Source organism: Butyrivibrio sp. MB2005 (genome assembly GCF_000424285.1).
In the GTDB taxonomy this organism is placed as follows: Bacteria; Bacillota; Clostridia; order Lachnospirales; family Lachnospiraceae; genus Butyrivibrio.
The window spans coordinates 107,393-123,314 of record NZ_AUJP01000012.1; the positions used below are offsets into that span (position 1 = coordinate 107,393).

A 15,922-nucleotide genomic window follows, 5' to 3' on the forward strand; every position below is an offset into this window, starting at 1 on the left:
TTTAGCGCTTTAGTTTTTTGTTTTAGTTAAGAAAGGAAATTATGAGTACCAGAGTTATTGAATTAAAGAGAAGCGTGTTTGAGAGTAATGATGAGAGAGCAGAGCTCCTTAGAGGCGAGCTTAAGGATAAAGGAATTTTCCTCCTGAATCTCATGTCATCTCCCGGATCAGGAAAAACAACAACACTTAAGGCTACTATCGCTGCCCTTAAGGACAAGTACAAGATTGGCGTTATGGAAGCAGATATCGATTCAGATGTAGATGCACAGAAGATCGCTGAGACAGGTGTTAAGGCTATTCAGCTCCACACAGGCGGTATGTGTCACCTTGATGCTGACATGACAAGACAGGGTCTTGACGCACTTGTAGAAGGTGATGTTGATCTTGCTATCCTTGAGAACGTAGGAAACCTTGTTTGCCCTGCTGAGTTTGATACAGGTGCTTCCAAGAATGCAATGATCCTCTCAGTTCCTGAAGGACATGACAAGCCACTAAAGTATCCTCTTATGTTCAGCATCTGCGATGTTGTACTTATCAATAAGATTGATGTTGCTCCTTATTTTGATTTTGATCTTGAGAAGTGCAAGGAGTACATCCACATGAGAAATCCCAAGGCTGAGATCATTCCCATCTGTGCTAAGACAGGTGAGGGAGTTGATAAGTTTGCAGAGTGGCTCAGCAATCAGGTTGAAGATTGGAAGAAATAATGCTTCAGGGAAAAATTCATTCAATAGAGACCTTCGGTTCCGTAGACGGACCGGGGGTCCGTTTTATCATATTTTTAAAAGGCTGTAATCTGAGATGTAAGTATTGCCATAATGCCGACACCTGGAATCCTGAGTCAAATGACCTTAGGACTGCTGATGAACTTCTTGATAAGGCAGAGAGGTACAAGAGCTACTGGGGAGATGAGGGCGGCATAACCGTAAGCGGCGGAGAGCCACTGCTTCAGATGGATTTCCTTAGGGAGCTTTTTTCCAAGGCAAAAGAGCGAGGAATAAATACCTGCATCGATACGGCAGCAGAGCCCTTTACAAGGGAGGAGCCTTTCTTTTCAGAGTTTAAGGCTCTTATGGAAGATACAGACCTTTTGCTGGTGGATATTAAGCATATTGATAATGACGAGCATATTAAGCTCACAGGTAAGCCAAATGAGAATATCAAGGACTGTCTTAGGTATTTGTCAGATATAGGTAAGCCTGTATGGATCAGACATGTGCTCGTTCCGGGAATTACGGATAATGATGAATATCTAAAGAAAACCAGAGAATTCATCGATACTCTCAGCAATGTAAAAAGGATAGATGTTCTTCCATATCATTCCCTTGGACAGTTCAAGTGGGAAGAGCTTGGAATTCCCTATCAGCTGGTGGGAGTAGATTCGCCTTCTGCAGAGAAAATCGAAAACGCAAAGAGGATTCTCGGTGCAAATTAAAGAGTAATAAAACAAACTATAAAAACTAACAAGAAAAATATAAATAATGTTAAAAAATTGCCAAAGTTGACAAAAGTTATCAGCTTTGGCTTTTTTTCGCGGTTTAAGGTTGAAATGTTACTCAGTATATGTAAAAATACCATTCGGGTGTCAAATTTTAGGATATACATATTGTGGTTTCTGTATTACAATATACTATATAGTGGTTTAATAAATTTGACATACATAATCTACTTAATGTTGCACAGGCAACTGCACATAGATTCTGAGGGTGGTATCGTTTTTTTTCGCTAGAGAGGAGAAGATATTATGAGAGAACAGTGGAGAGGATTTAAAGGAAATAAGTGGACCGACGAAGTTAACTTAAGAGACTTTATCCAGAACAATTATACTATGTACGAGGGAGACGAGAGTTTCCTTGCAGACGCAACAGATGCCACAGACAAGCTTTGGGGCAGATTACAGGAGCTTCAGAAGGAAGAGCGTGCTAACGGCGGCGTACTTGAGTGTGAGACAGAGGTTGTATCAGGTCTTACCGCTTATGGCCCCGGATACATAGATGAATCAATGAAGGACCTTGAGACAGTTGTTGGTCTTCAGACAGACAAGCCTCTTAAGAGAGCATTCATGCCTTACGGCGGAATCAAGATGGCTGAGCAGGCTGCTGAGACATACGGTTTTAAGGTAAATGAGAAGTATCACAAGATTTTTACAGAGTATCATAAGACACACAACCAGGCTGTTTTTGATGCTTATACACCTGAGATGATGGCAGCTCGTCACAGCCACATCGTTACAGGACTTCCGGATACATACGGACGCGGACGTATCGTTGGCGACTACAGAAGAGTAGCCCTTTACGGTATTGATTTCCTTATCGAGCAGAAGAAGGAAGACTTCTCACTTTGCGGTTGCGGTGTTATGACTGATGAAGTTATCCGTCAGCGTGAAGAGATTGCAGAGCAGATCCGTGCTCTTCGCGGAATGAAGGAGATGGCTTCTGTTTACGGATTTGATATTTCACAGCCTGCAACAAATGCAAGAGAGGCTGTTCAGTGGTTATACTTCGGATATCTTGCAGCTATCAAGACACAGAACGGTGCTGCAATGTCTGTTGGACGTGTTTCCACATTCCTTGATATTTATATCGAGAGAGACCTTAAGGAGGGTACACTTACAGAGTCTGAGGCACAGGAGCTTATCGATCACCTCGTTATGAAGTGCCGTATGGTTAAGTTTGCACGTATCCCCAGCTACAACCAGCTCTTCTCAGGAGATCCCGTATGGGCAACACTTGAGGTCGGCGGACTTGGAATGGACGGTCGTCACATGGTTACCAAGAACGACTACAGATTCCTTCATACTCTTGAGAACATGGGACCTTCACCTGAGCCTAACCTTACAGTACTGTATTCTTCAAGACTTCCTAAGAACTTCAAGAAGTATGCAGCTAAGATCTCTGTTACAACATCTTCTATCCAGTATGAGAATGATGATGTTATGAGACCTGTATGGGGCGATGACTACAGCATCTGCTGCTGCGTATCAGCTACACAGACAGGTAAGGAGATGCAGTTCTTCGGTGCAAGAGCAAACCTTGCCAAGTGTCTTCTTTACGCTATTAACGGCGGTAAGGACGAGAAGTTCCTTGATAAGCAGGGCAACCACATGCAGGTAGGTCCTGAGTATGCTCCTATTACTTCAGAGTATCTTGATTATGACGAAGTAATGGCAAAATACGACAAGATGATGGATTGGCTTGCAAGCCTTTATGTAAATATCCTTAACCTCATCCAGTACATGCACGATAAGTACTACTATGAGGCAGCTGAGATGGCTCTTATCGATACAGATGTACGTCGTACATTCGCTACAGGTATCGCAGGCTTCTCACATGTTGTAGATTCACTTTGCGCTATCAAGTATGCAAAGGTTAAGACTGTTCGTGATGAGTCAGGTCTTGTTGTTGATTACAAAATCGAGGGAGACTTCCCTAAGTATGGTAACGATGATGAGAGAGCAGATGAGATCGCAGTATGGCTCCTTAAGACCTTCCTTAAGAAGGTTAAGAAGAACCACACTTACAGAGATTCAGAGCCCACAACATCAATCCTTACTATCACTTCAAATGTAGTTTACGGTAAGGCTACAGGAGCTCTTCCGGATGGAAGACCTGCATTTGCTCCTTTTGCACCCGGTGCTAACCCGGCTTACGGCGCTGAGCAGAATGGACTTCTTGCTTCACTTAACTCAGTAGCTAAGCTTCCTTACGAGTATGCTCTTGATGGTATATCCAATACACAGACCATCAATCCCGGAGCACTTGGACATGATGATGAAGAGAGAGCAGACAGACTTGTAAACGTAATGGATGGCTACTTTGATCAGGGCGCTCACCACCTTAACGTTAACGTATTTGGTGTTGAGAAGCTTAAGGACGCTATGGAGCATCCTGAAAAGCCTGAGTACGCTAACTTTACAATCCGTGTATCAGGTTACGCTGTTAAGTTCATCGATCTTACAAGAGAGCAGCAGCTTGATGTTATTAACAGAACTTGCCATGAGACAATGTAATTAACACATTACAGAAGTGTAGAAAAAGGAAACGGAAGCGAAAATCGCTTCCGTTTTTTATTGTGTAGCATCTTTTAATAACCCCCCTGCTATGCAGGGGGACAACAGCTGCTTTAGCTTACAGTAAAATACCTCCCGTGTTAGAATTACTTACGGTTCGCCAACCAAAGTAAAACACAGGAGGTAGTCCAAAATGGACATGAATAGTTTATCACACACAAAGTGGGACTGTAAGTATCACATTGTGTTTGCACCAAAGTTCAGAAGAAAGATTGCATACGGGCAGTTAAAGGCTGACATAGCAAATATTCTCAGTACATTATGCAAAAGGAAAGGTGTAGAAATAGTAGAGGCGGAAGTGTGCCCGGATCATATACATATGCTTGTGAGAATCCCTCCAAGTATGAGTGTTTCGAGCTTTGTAGGGTATCTAAAAGGAAAAAGTACGCTTATGATATTTGAAAGGCACGCGAATCTTAAGTACAAATTTGGAAATAGGCATTTCTGGTGTAGAGGATATTATGTTGATACAGCAGGAAAAAATGCGAAAAAGATTCAAGAATATATAAGAAATCAATTAAAAGAAGATTTAGAGTATGACCAGATGACATTAAAAGAGTACATCGACCCGTTCACGGGTAAGCCGGTAATACAAAACAAATAATACGAGCCCAGGGGGCTCAGTAGATAAATGATGTTGCGGCTGGCGAACCATTCGGCGAGTCTTTAGACTCAGTGCCGGTAACAGGCCCTTATAGGGCCAGAACAAACCACCGGCTAAGCCGGTGGTTCTGATTAAAGCCTTCTCCCTTTAGGGAGAAGGTGGCACGAAGTGCCGGATGAGGGTGTCGCCGAAGGCGACCGATAAGTGTTACTAAAACGAAAAAGGATTTTTATGATAGATAAGAAAGAACTAACACAGTATTCTCAAAAACTAAGGAAAGAGATGACTAAAGAGGAACGGCACCTTTGGTATGATTTCTTAAAAGGCTTGGATATATCGATTAGAAGACAGAAAGTAGTTGGGAATTATATCCTGGACTTTTATTGTCCAAAGAAAAAATTGGCTATTGAATTAGATGGATCACAGCACTTTGAAAAAGAAGGCAGGGATAAAGACATCATAAGGGATAATTTCTTAAAAGAACGAGGAATTACTGTGCTAAGATACTCAAATTATGATATTAACATGAATTTTGAGGCTGTTTGTGAAGATATAGCCAGGAAGTTGGGGGTTGAGTAGAGTGGAGCTTTATTAGTGAACCCTCATCCGTCGCCTACGGCGACACCTTCCCCCTAAAAGGGGGAAGGCTTTGTCCAGGTGATCAGTTTTAACTAACTATCCTCTGGAAGGGGAAGGCTTTACCTTGGTGATCATTTCGTATCTTCGGTGCATTGTAAGGGAAAGACTAAAAAACGGAAGCGAAAATCGCTTCCGTTTTTTATACTGCTAAATGCAGCAGCTGAGTTGCAATTGTAAAGTATGCAAGAAGTGAAACGGCATCAACGATTGTGGTGATCATGGGTGATGCCATAACTGCGGGGTCAAAGCCGAGCTTGTCAGCACACATAGGAAGCAGGCAGCCGATACTCTTTGCTATTATTACTACAAGGAAAAGAGTAAGGCATACAACAGCTGCAACCGGAAGTGCTAACTTGTCGATCACAAGGAGCTTTACAAAATTGGCAAGGGAAAGTGTGAGACCGCAGAGAACGGCAACTCTTACTTCCTTCCACCAGACCTTGAATATCTCTGAAAACTCGATCTCTCCAAGGGACAGGCTTCGGATAATTGAAACGCTGGCCTGGGATCCTGCATTACCGCCGGTGTCCATCAGCATGGGAATGTAAGCTGTAAGAACCACATAAGCTGACAGGGCATCGGAGAATTTTGTGATTATGGCTCCCGTAAAGGTGGCACTTATCATCAAGAACAAAAGCCATGGCATTCTGTTTTTATAGATATCCAGGATTCCGATACGTGAGTAGGGCTTATCGGAAGGGATGATAGCTGCCATCTTCTCGATATCCTCGGTAGCCTCTTCTTCGATGATATCTACTACGTCATCGATGGTGATGATACCGATCATACGATTCTCGTTATCAACAACAGGCATGGCCGTGAAGTCGTACTTCTGGAACATGTGGGCCGTTTCTTCCTGGTCCGTCATGGTATTGATACTGATGACATTGGTGTTCATTATGTCACCGATCTTTTCATCGGCATCACGGATAAGCAGGTACCTCAGAGCAACCGTTCCGACCAGTATTCTTTGGTTCGTTACTACATAGCAGATATTGACTGTCTCGGAATCAAGTCCTATCTTCTTTATTCTCTCAATGGCCTGAGCCACGGTCATGTACTCTTTCAGGTCCACGTACTCCACTGTCATCAGGGAGCCGGCAGAGTCTTCGGGGTATCTTAGAAGATGATTGATATCAGCTCTGGTATCAGGCCTTGCATTGGCAAGGATCTTCTTTACGATACTGGCAGGCATCTCCTCCAAAAGGTCGGTAGCATCATCGGCCATCAGGTTATCGATGATGTTGCCTGCTTCCTTATCGGACAGAGACTGAATAATGTACTGCTGGTCATCTATTTCCAGATTAGCAAAAACATCAGCTGCAATATCCTTTGGGAGGATTCGGAACATCTTAAGAGAATCCTCGTTCTCCATGTCATCCATGATGGCAGCTACGTCGGCTGTATTCATGTCCTGGAGGGTCTGTCGCAGCTTGGTATACTGCTTGTTTTCCAATAATTCTTTTATAAGATCAAAAATGGTGTTGTCTTCCATAGAATTCTCCAATATTAGAAGGTATTGATACCTAGAAGTTTAGCACACTTTTGAAAAAATATTTCAAAATTTTATAATTTCTTAATCTTTTTAATAGTAATGTTCGTTGAGGGCGAAATTGACGAATGCTAAAATTAAATAGGATAATGCATTATTTATGGACGTAATTACGTTTAGAGGCTTCTTATGGAGAAAATTAAGAAATGGCAAAACTGGCTGCTTGTAGCAGTCTGTATTGTTATTAATCTCATAGGAAGAAATATAGCGGCTTTTTTTGGCATGCCTTTTTGGCTTGATGCCATAGGGACGCTGATTTCAGCGATAGTGCTTGGCCCGATAGGCGGTTCAGTCTCCGGGCTTTTGACCAATGCGATAATTTCTGTGTTTGACAAAGAACCCTTTGCTTATGCCATAGTTTCTGTGGGCATAGGTGCATCTGTGGGTTACTTTTTCCCTAAGACGAAAAATTACAGCATGTTTGAGGTTGTGGCAACTTCGGTATCTGCCGGTTTGGCAGCGGTTATTTTGTCGACTCCTTTTAACATGATTTTCTATGAAGGTCGTACAGGCAACGTTTGGGGCGATGCTCTTATAGACATGCTCTCCCAGGATGTAAAAGTGCCGGTAATATGCACTGTTCTTGGGGAAGCTTTCGTTGATATACCTGATAAAGCCTTAAGTGTATTTATAGGCGTATTTTTCATTAAGGCATATAAGAGAATAACAGACAGAAGAAAGGGCGGTGCAAATGCAAGGTTCCTATTGCTGGCCCTTGCCATTTTGATGATACCCTGCAAGGCAAAGGCGGCGGATTTTGCATCGGAATATGCGCCTTACATTTATACCACAGATGATGGTCTTGATACTGTGGAAATAAATGCTGCCGCGCAGACGGATGACGGCTTTATGTGGGTAGGCACCTATGCGGGGCTTTACAGATTCAACGGTGCAAGATTTGAAGAAGTAATTCTGGATGAACGGATAAGTAATGTCAGGAGGCTGGAGGTAGACAGCAAGGGTAGACTCTGGATAGGAACAAATGACCAGGGTATTGCATGTTATGATCCCGATACCGACGAAGTGGCCTTTTACTCAACGAAAGAGGGACTAGCTGCAAACTCTGTTCGTGCTATATGCGAAGACAAAGAAGGCAATATCTATGTGGGTACAGCAGTAGAACTTTGCAAAATAACCAAGGATGGCAAAGTCAGTGATTTTACGAATGCCAAGCTCAATGGTGTAAGAAGCCTTAGTTGCAATGATAATGGGGTTATTGCAGGCGTAACTACAGGCGGAACATTGTTTTTTATAAGGGATGGAGAAATAGTATACAAAACGATCTATCCCGGCTTTGATGTTTACTATACTGAGGTTGCTGCGGGAAGGGGGAATACCTTTCTTGTAGGAACCAGTGACAATTATGCTGTTCTTGCCACCTTTAAAAATGATGAGGCAGAGTTCGGAAAAAAATTTACCATAAGTAATGGCGCATATTTCAATAAGCTTAAGTATTCGGAAAAGGATAACGGTTATTTTTATTGCTGTGAAAACGGCATTGGTTTTATTACAAACGAAGGAAGAGAGACAGATCTTTCTTTGGAGGAATTTGTAAGCTCGGCATCAGATGTAGTTATAGACTATCAGGGGGACATCTGGTTTGCTTCAGCTAAGCAGGGTATTGTGAGATATGCATGGAATCCTTTCCAGGATATGTTTACCAAGGCCAAGGTTCCGGCGGAAGTTGTTAACTGCGTGCATATAAAAAAGGGACTGATGTATGTTGGAACCAATTCAGGCCTTATCACCATCGATCTGAAGACCTATTATGCGGTTCCCATTGATCATCCTGAGCTTTTTGAGGACGTCAGGATCAGAGATATCCTTGAAGACGAAAAGGGCAATCTGTGGATTAGCACCTACGGAAAAAGCGGGCTTATTGAGCTTCGCGATGATGGCACGGTTAAGCTGTTTAATGAGAACACAGAAAACACAGAAGGTGGAAGATTCAGGACATCATTGGAACTGTCGGATGGAACAATAGTTGCTGCCACTACCACGGGGCTTAATTACATAAGAAATAACCGTGTTGAAAAGACCATGGGAGAGGAACAGGGTATTCAGGCTCAGATTCTCAGTATGGTTGAGATTGCTGACAAGGATATTCTGGCAGGAACCGACGGCGATGGAATATATATCATAAGGGACGGCGAGATAATAAATCATTACAAGGAGGAATCAGGACTTGATTCCCTTGTTGTCATGAAGATAATTCCCTGCGGAGAAGGCGAATATATCTATGTTACCAGTAATTCCCTTTATTATTACAAGGACAATGAAGTAAAGAAATTAAATAAATTCCCATACAGAAACAATTATGATGTGCATTTTACAGATGCCGGAGATGCCTGGGTTACATCCAGTGCCGGTATTTTCGTGGTGAATAAAGAGGACCTTTTAGAGAACGAAGAATACAACTATACACTGCTTAATAAGAGTAAGGGCTTGTATTCATCACTGACAGCCAATTCCAGAAACGCGGTCTACGGCGATTATCTCTATTTGTGCTGCTCAGACGGAGTGCGCAGAATTCCTGTAAAAATGGAAAATCTCTTTGATGATAATTACAAGATCACTATTGGAAAGGTACTGGCAGGAAGCGAAGAGATTAAGGAGAATGCAAAGGGAGAATATATAATTCCCGCTATATCCGGAAGAATACAGTTTGATGTTGCGGTTCTTAACTATACCCTTTCAAATCCGCTGCTTCACATTTACCTTGACGGAATACAGGATGATGGAATCACCTGCTCTCAGAAGGATATACAGTCTCTAAGTTACATGAATCTTCCTTACGGTGATTATGGTCTTCATGTTGAGGTCCTTGATACCACAGGAAGTGAGGTAATACGTGAGGAAGTCTTCAAGGTCAGGAAGGACTCACAGCTTTTTGAAAGACCATATTTCAAGATATATCTTTTCTCTGTTTGTGTGCTGTTTGTTATTTTTATCGTATGGCTTGTTGGAAATATCCGCGTAGGAATAAACAGCATTGAGAGATGGCAGAAGGAAGCCAAGATTGATCCCATGACGGGTTTCTTTAACAAGGGATATTCACAGCAGGAGCTTGAAAAAATAGTTGCTAAAAAGCGCGGAATCCTCATGATGATCGACCTTGATAATTTCAAGCTTGTAAATGACCTGCATGGACATGATATGGGCGATAAGGTTTTGACCAAGTTTGCAGAGCTGGTACGTTCATGCATACGAGAAGATGATTTTGCCGGAAGAATCGGCGGCGATGAGTTTGTGGTTTTCATTCATGGTGCATCGGATGAAGGTGCTGTTGCCGAGAAAGCCAGGTATTTAAACGAAGAAATTGTGCTTACGGGCAGGGAACTTATGGGAGAGGATTTCAATATTCCCATAAGTGTTTCCATTGGTGCGGTCCTCATTCCAGATGAGGGTACTGAGTATACAGAACTTTTCAGAAAAGCGGATAAGGCTCTTTACAGCGTGAAGCAAAACGGAAAGCATGGATATATGGTATACAAGAAAGCCGGCGTAAGCGCCATGGAGGGTGAAGAGATCACAGCTGCCGGCCTTGCGGGTCTTAGAATGATCCTTGGCGAAAGAGGCGAGCAAAAAGGTGCTTATCTTGTGGATTTTGAAAAGCTTCAGATGGTCTACAGACTGTTTGTGCGCATGTCCAAAAGAACCTTTGTAAATGTGTGGATAGTGCAGTTCGCAATCCTCAGAAAGGACGGAGGCTCTGTGGAAGAGTCCATAATGGAAAAATTCATAGAGGTACTGTCCCTTAACCTTAGAAGTAATGATGTGGTTGCGGCAAATGGCAAAAACAAAGTCATTATTATAATGACGGATACAAGTTCAAGGGATGGCATGACGCCTGTTGAGCGTATCGTTAATAAGTGGGATCAGATCCAGGGACACGATGATTATGTGCTCAGTTATGAAACAGAGGATATGTAAATACGCAAAAATTCCTTCCTATGTTTTATAAAAACTTGTATGACAAAATGAAAAGGTATAAAATATTTCAGTGATTTTATTTAGAAGGAGTTTTTGAGATTATGCAGTCACGTACAAATACATGTGGTGAACTCAGACTGTCTGATGCCGGCAAGCACGTTAAGCTTGTTGGTTGGATGGAGAATCTTCGCGAAGTAGGCGCGGAGCTGGGATTCATCGTTCTTAGAGATTTTTATGGCACAACCCAGATCGTCATCGAGAGCGAAGATATGATGAAGATCGCTAAGGGTATCAACAAGGAATCTACTATTTCCGTAGAAGGCGAGGTTAGGGAGAGAAGCTCCAAGAATCCCAAGCAGGCTACAGGTGAGATAGAGGTTGTTCCCGAGAAGATCGAGGTTCTTGGTCGTTGCCGTTACAACGAGCTTCCTTTTGAGATCAACAGAAGCCGTGAAGCTGACGAGTCAGCAAGACTTAAATATCGTTATCTTGACCTTAGAAATCCTGAGGTTAAAAAGAATATCATTCTTCGTAGCAACGTTATCGCTGCTCTTAGAAGCTCAATGATCGAGCATGATTTCATGGAGATAACAACACCAATCCTTACGGTATCTTCTCCCGAAGGCGCAAGAGACTATCTTGTACCTGCAAGAAAGCACCCCGGCAAGTTCTATGCACTTCCCCAGGCGCCGCAGCAGTTCAAGCAGCTCCTTATGACTTCAGGAATTGATCGTTATTTCCAGATCGCACCCTGCTTCCGTGATGAGGACGCAAGAGGAGACAGATGTCCCGGTGAGTTCTATCAGCTTGATATGGAGATGGCTTTTGCAACTCAGGAAGATGTATTCGAGATCTGTGAGGACGTTCTTCCTCCTATCTTTGCAAAATATGGTACATACGACAGAGCATCAGGTGCTCCTTTTGCACGTATCCCTTATCGTGAAGCCATGGAGAAATATGGCTCAGATAAGCCCGACCTTCGTATCGACCTGACTGTTCAGGATGCTACAGAGGTTCTTATGGATTGCGGATTTGGTCCTTTTGCAAGCACAGTTTCTGCTGAGGCAGCAGAGGCAAGTGAAGGTGCACTTAAGGCAGGAGATGCTACAGATGTAAGAATCAAGGCTGTTGTAATCTCTGACTTTAAGGAGAGCCGCAAGTTTATCGATAAGACAATCGGTGATGTAGAGGTTCAGGCAGGCGTTAAGCCTTACTGGTTCAGAATAGATGAGAACGGCGAAGTAGTTGGCGGTATCGCTAAGTTCGTTCAGGAAAATAAGGACGCTGTTATTTCTGCTCTTGGCCTTAAGGCAGGAGACCTTGTGGTTCTCAGCTCAGGTAAGCTCCTTCAGGCTCAGAAGACAGCAGGCGTTGTTGTTAAGACCTTTGGCGCAGCTGTTCCCGGACATATGGACAAAGAGCAGTACTCATTCTGCTGGATAGTAGACTTCCCTATGTACGAGATCGGTGAGGAGTCAGGCGAGCTTGAATTCTGCCACAATCCTTTCTCAATGCCTACAGGCGGAATGGAGACACTTCTTAAGGCAGAGCGCGGCGAGATCGATCCTCTTGATATCCTGGCTGATCAGTATGACCTTGTATGTAACGGTATCGAGCTTTCATCAGGTGCTGTCAGAAACCATGATCCTGAGATCATGATCAAGGCATTTGAGCTTGTTCGTCTCGGTGAAGAAGATGTTAAGGCTAAATTCCCTGCTATGTACAATGCATTCTGCTATGGCGCACCGCCGCACGCCGGAATTGCTCCCGGTGTAGACCGTATGATAATGCTTCTTTCAGGCGAGCCTACCATCAGAGAGGTAATACCTTTCCCTATGAACAAGAACGCTCAGGACGTTATGATGGGTGCTCCCGGAGAGGTTACAGAGAAGCAGCTTGAAGAGCTTCACATTAAGACAGTTGTCGAAGAATAATATATAATTCAGACTACTTTAGAGGTTCCGATTTTGGGACCTCTTTTTATACCCTTTTTCAAAAGTAAAATGTTTGTAAAATCGACCATAAAGAATTGTTTTTTCTGACTAATGCTTGTATTATTGAAATATATGTTGCGGTATTTCGCACTTTTATTAAAAATGTATTGCACTTTTGGGAAAACGCCCAAATTGTCTATAAGAAAAGGTCTCAATGATTAAGAAAACAACCGATTTATCCAAACTTTTCACACAGTTCGCTATGGTGGGTCAGCTGGGATTGTCACTTGTGACACCGCTTCTCATCTGTATTTTTGCGTGCTACATGCTGACAACTAAGGTTGGAGCACCCGGGTGGATTTATATCATCGGCTTCTTTTTCGGGCTTGGGGGATCTATGACGACGGCATATAAGGTCTATCTTGAGATCACCAAGAAAAACGAACCCAAGAAACGTCCGGAGAATGAAGTGTCATTCAATAAACATGTATAAGAAAGAGAGAAAAAAGTTTTGTTATGGTAGTTCAGGACGCAGTTAAGAAGGAGACTACTTTTATTGCTGTGGGGACAGCGGTAGTGAGCCTGCTTGTTATTGTAGTATTTTTTATTTTGCATCAATTGGTGCCTGGTTACGCACCTTTTGACTATACGGTCTTCTTAGGAGCGATCGGTGGCACGATCGTGGCTGTTGGCAACTTCTTCTGGATGGGGCTTACAGTGCAGAAGATCACGGGGATGAGCGAAGAGGAGACAGACAGAGCGCGAAGCACAATGGCGGTCAGCCTGCGTTATCGCACGATGCTGCAGCTTTTGTGGGTGGTATTGTCTATCTTCGTACCGGCCATCAATCTGGTTACCGGTGTGGCACCTCTTTTCGTTCCCAGTATTTTAATAAAAATTCGCGGGATTCTATCTGCGAGGAAAGGAAGGTGAAAATAAAGTATGAACTTTGAAGTAGCCGGCAGTAAGATCTTTTACACCATTCACACCGGCATACCGGTTCTCGGCGATTTTACCATCAATGAGACGCTGGTTGTAAGCTGGATTGTAATGGCGATCATAACGCTGCTGTGTATCTTCCTGACGAGAAACCTTCAGGTCGAGAATATTTCAAAGCGCCAGGCGATTGCAGAGATGATTGTTGAAGCAGCGCACAATCTGGTTCGGAGCAATACGGGCGGCACCAAGTTTGACTGGCTGATTCCGTTAGTATCCACGATATTTGCCACAAGTATCGTATCGAACCTCATTTGCCTTGTGGGTCTTCGAAGCCCCACAGCCGATCTTTCCACAGAAGCGGCATGGGCCATTGTCGTGTTTATTATCATCACTGCATGCAAGATCAAAGCGGGAGGATTCCTTGGTTATCTGAAGGGATTCACAACGCCTATAGCTGTAATGACACCGTTCAATATTTTGTCAGAGTTGGCAACACCTGTAAGTATGGCTTGCCGTCACTTTGGTAATATCCTTTCAGGTATAGTTATTGACGGACTTATCTACGCAGCTCTGGCAATTGCTTCATCCGCATTATTCGGACTTATACCCGGTGTAGTGGGTGATGTACTTTCAAATATTCCGATTCTGAGCGTCGGTCTCCCGGCAATCCTGGGCGTATATTTTGACTGGTTTACAGGATGTATGCAGGCGTTTATTTTCTCAATGCTGACGATAATGTATATCGCCAATGCAGCAGAGGGATAATTAAAAATCAAATCAAATAAATGGCCCCAAGCCTTCTCCCTGGGGAGAAAGTGGCACGAAGTGCCGGATGAGGGGTATATAAAAAACTAGGAGGATTTAAACATGAGTGATTTTCAGATTTTAGCAAAAGGTATTGCACTTGCAGGATGCGGTATTGGTGCAGGATGTGCACTGATCGCCGGTATCGGACCTGGTATTGGTGAAGGAAATGCCGTTTCTAAGGCTCTTGAAGCTATCGGTCGCCAGCCTGAGTGTAAGGGTGACGTAACAAGTACCATGCTTCTTGGTTGTGCTATCGCAGAGACAACCGGTATCTATGGTTTCGTTACTGGCCTTCTGCTTATCTTCGTAGCACCGGGCACATTCATGAACTATCTGAACTAATTACAGATCAGTAGTTACAGCCCCGAAGTAGAAAGTATGGAGGAACACGAATGGGCACACAGGACTTAGTTACAATCGTTCCGTGGAATTTCATAGCTCAGATCTGCAACCTCTTCATTCAGATGTGGCTTATCAAAAAATTCCTTTTCAAGCCTATAAATGAGGTCCTTGAAAAGAGAAGACAGCTCACAGAGAACGAGCTTAAGCAGGCAAGAGAAGCCAAAGAGAAGGCTGACACAATGAAGAAGGAATATGAGACCAGCTTATCCTCAGCTCAGGCAGAAGCAGCAGAGATCGTTGCAAATGCCACAAAAGAAGCTCAGGGCAAGGCTGACAGCATCGTAAAAGAAGCTGAGCAGCAGGCTAAAGGTATCATGGAAAGAGCAGAAGCTGATATCGAACAGGAAAAGAAGAAAGCCATCAATGAGGCTAAGGACACCATCGGCGGACTTGCAATGGATATTGCAGGCAAAGTCGTGGAGAAGGAAATCAACGAGAACGATCATAAGAAACTTATTGATGAATTCATTAACAATGTAGGGGAGGCGTCATGACCAAGGCTGGAGATTTATACGGACAGAGTCTGTATGATCTGGCGCTTTCGGAAAACCTTACGGATGATATCTTAAGTCAGATGGAATCGGTCAAAGAGATTTTCAAGGAGAATCCGGACTATGTAACTCTTTTATCAGAGCCTTCAGTTCCGAGAAAAGAGAGAATAAAGCTTGTAGATGAAGCTTTTGACGGACAGCTCCAGCCGTATCTGCTGAACTTTATAAAGATCCTTATTGAAAAAGGTCTTTTGAGACAGTTTTCGGCTTGTGTAAAGAGATTCAGAAGCAGCTATAACAAGGATCACGGAATCGCTGAGGCGACTGTGATCAGCGCTATAAAACTTGACGATAGTCAGGTGAGCGCACTTAAGTCAAAGCTTGAATCCATAAGCGGCAAGAAAATTCTTTTAACCCAGAAAACCGATGAAGCTGTTCTTGGAGGAATCCGGGTGGAGATCGAAGGAAAGCTCTATGACGGAACCGTTCAGGGCCGACTTGATGAACTCCGCAGAAAGGTCGACGAGACAGTCCTATAAGTAAGAATAAAAC

Annotated in this window: 14 protein-coding genes; 13 read left to right on the forward strand and 1 reads right to left on the reverse strand. The window is 43.3% G+C overall.

The genetic code is table 11. The features are described 5' to 3' along the window. The first annotated feature begins 41 nt into the window (after positions 1 to 41). The 5 genes from hypB (at position 42) to G610_RS0108260 (ending at position 5,252) form a co-directional block, all read left to right on the forward strand. Positions 42 to 707: a hydrogenase nickel incorporation protein HypB gene (gene hypB / locus G610_RS0108240; RefSeq protein ID WP_026669726.1), complete on the forward strand. Its 666-nt coding sequence runs from the start codon at positions 42 to 44 to the stop codon at positions 705 to 707. Further along, entirely contained in the window at positions 707 to 1,435 is a 729-nt protein-coding gene (pflA, locus tag G610_RS0108245) for a pyruvate formate-lyase-activating protein (RefSeq protein WP_081667325.1), read from the forward strand. Before hypB ends, pflA begins: the two co-directional genes overlap by 1 nt. A 309-nt stretch (positions 1,436 to 1,744) precedes the next feature. After that, entirely contained in the window at positions 1,745 to 4,009 is a 2,265-nt protein-coding gene (gene pflB, locus G610_RS0108250; RefSeq protein WP_026524420.1) for a formate C-acetyltransferase, read from the forward strand. 193 nt (positions 4,010 to 4,202) lie between these two features. Beyond that, positions 4,203 to 4,673, forward strand: a complete 471-nt coding sequence (gene tnpA, locus G610_RS0108255) for an IS200/IS605 family transposase (protein ID WP_026495039.1) — start codon at positions 4,203 to 4,205, stop codon at positions 4,671 to 4,673. Positions 4,674 to 4,904: 231 nt separating this feature from the next. Next, positions 4,905 to 5,252 carry an endonuclease domain-containing protein gene (locus G610_RS0108260; protein ID WP_026524421.1) on the forward strand — a complete coding sequence of 116 codons (348 nt, stop codon included), beginning with the start codon at positions 4,905 to 4,907 and terminating at the stop codon, positions 5,250 to 5,252. Between the two features lie 199 nt (positions 5,253 to 5,451). Here the strand turns inward: G610_RS0108260 and mgtE are convergent, their stop codons facing one another. After that, positions 5,452 to 6,807, reverse strand: coding sequence for a magnesium transporter (gene mgtE, locus G610_RS0108265; RefSeq protein ID WP_026524422.1), 1,356 nt, complete (start codon positions 6,805 to 6,807; stop codon positions 5,452 to 5,454). Between the two features lie 186 nt (positions 6,808 to 6,993). On the opposite strand from mgtE, the gene G610_RS0108270 reads away from it, so the two are divergent. The 8 genes from G610_RS0108270 to atpH all read left to right on the forward strand — a co-directional run bounded on the left by G610_RS0108270 (position 6,994) and on the right by atpH (position 15,909). Then, a complete protein-coding gene (locus tag G610_RS0108270; RefSeq protein ID WP_026524423.1) occupies positions 6,994 to 10,797 on the forward strand; it encodes a ligand-binding sensor domain-containing diguanylate cyclase in 3,804 nt (1,267 codons plus the stop codon). Positions 10,798 to 10,898: 101 nt separating this feature from the next. Next, positions 10,899 to 12,731 carry an aspartate--tRNA ligase gene (aspS, locus tag G610_RS0108275; RefSeq protein WP_051197859.1) on the forward strand — a complete coding sequence of 611 codons (1,833 nt, stop codon included), beginning with the start codon at positions 10,899 to 10,901 and terminating at the stop codon, positions 12,729 to 12,731. A gap of 214 nt (positions 12,732 to 12,945) precedes the next feature. Continuing rightward, on the forward strand, positions 12,946 to 13,224 hold the full coding sequence (locus G610_RS0108280) for an AtpZ/AtpI family protein (protein WP_026524425.1): 279 nt from the start codon (positions 12,946 to 12,948) through the stop codon (positions 13,222 to 13,224). Positions 13,225 to 13,247: 23 nt separating this feature from the next. Next, entirely contained in the window at positions 13,248 to 13,664 is a 417-nt protein-coding gene (locus G610_RS0108285) for an ATP synthase subunit I (RefSeq protein ID WP_026524426.1), read from the forward strand. Between the two features lie 9 nt (positions 13,665 to 13,673). Next, entirely contained in the window at positions 13,674 to 14,435 is a 762-nt protein-coding gene (locus G610_RS0108290; protein ID WP_026495812.1) for a F0F1 ATP synthase subunit A, read from the forward strand. Positions 14,436 to 14,537: 102 nt separating this feature from the next. Continuing rightward, entirely contained in the window at positions 14,538 to 14,819 is a 282-nt protein-coding gene (gene atpE / locus G610_RS0108295; RefSeq protein ID WP_026495813.1) for an ATP synthase F0 subunit C, read from the forward strand. Between the two features lie 50 nt (positions 14,820 to 14,869). Next, positions 14,870 to 15,373, forward strand: coding sequence for a F0F1 ATP synthase subunit B (gene atpF / locus G610_RS0108300; protein ID WP_026495814.1), 504 nt, complete (start codon positions 14,870 to 14,872; stop codon positions 15,371 to 15,373). Next, entirely contained in the window at positions 15,370 to 15,909 is a 540-nt protein-coding gene (gene atpH, locus G610_RS0108305) for an ATP synthase F1 subunit delta (protein ID WP_026524427.1), read from the forward strand. The genes atpF and atpH overlap by 4 nt, the downstream gene beginning before the upstream one ends. Positions 15,910 to 15,922: the final 13 nt, after the last annotated feature.

Excerpts from the sequence above, each read along its gene's own strand:
- aspS (WP_051197859.1), top strand. The coding sequence starts at position 10,899 with ATGCAGTCACGTACAAATACATGTGGTGAACTCAGACTGTCTGATGCC.
- pflB (WP_026524420.1), top strand. The coding sequence starts at position 1,745 with ATGAGAGAACAGTGGAGAGGATTTAAAGGAAATAAGTGGACCGACGAA.
- mgtE (WP_026524422.1), bottom strand. The coding sequence starts at position 6,807 with ATGGAAGACAACACCATTTTTGATCTTATAAAAGAATTATTGGAAAAC.
- G610_RS0108270 (WP_026524423.1), top strand. The coding sequence starts at position 6,994 with ATGGAGAAAATTAAGAAATGGCAAAACTGGCTGCTTGTAGCAGTCTGT.
- G610_RS0108285 (WP_026524426.1), top strand. The coding sequence starts at position 13,248 with ATGGTAGTTCAGGACGCAGTTAAGAAGGAGACTACTTTTATTGCTGTG.
- hypB (WP_026669726.1), top strand. The coding sequence starts at position 42 with ATGAGTACCAGAGTTATTGAATTAAAGAGAAGCGTGTTTGAGAGTAAT.
- atpH (WP_026524427.1), top strand. The coding sequence starts at position 15,370 with ATGACCAAGGCTGGAGATTTATACGGACAGAGTCTGTATGATCTGGCG.
- G610_RS0108280 (WP_026524425.1), top strand. The coding sequence starts at position 12,946 with ATGATTAAGAAAACAACCGATTTATCCAAACTTTTCACACAGTTCGCT.
- atpF (WP_026495814.1), top strand. The coding sequence starts at position 14,870 with ATGGGCACACAGGACTTAGTTACAATCGTTCCGTGGAATTTCATAGCT.
- atpE (WP_026495813.1), top strand. The coding sequence starts at position 14,538 with ATGAGTGATTTTCAGATTTTAGCAAAAGGTATTGCACTTGCAGGATGC.
- G610_RS0108290 (WP_026495812.1), top strand. The coding sequence starts at position 13,674 with ATGAACTTTGAAGTAGCCGGCAGTAAGATCTTTTACACCATTCACACC.
- G610_RS0108260 (WP_026524421.1), top strand. The coding sequence starts at position 4,905 with ATGATAGATAAGAAAGAACTAACACAGTATTCTCAAAAACTAAGGAAA.
- tnpA (WP_026495039.1), top strand. The coding sequence starts at position 4,203 with ATGGACATGAATAGTTTATCACACACAAAGTGGGACTGTAAGTATCAC.
- pflA (WP_081667325.1), top strand. The coding sequence starts at position 707 with ATGCTTCAGGGAAAAATTCATTCAATAGAGACCTTCGGTTCCGTAGAC.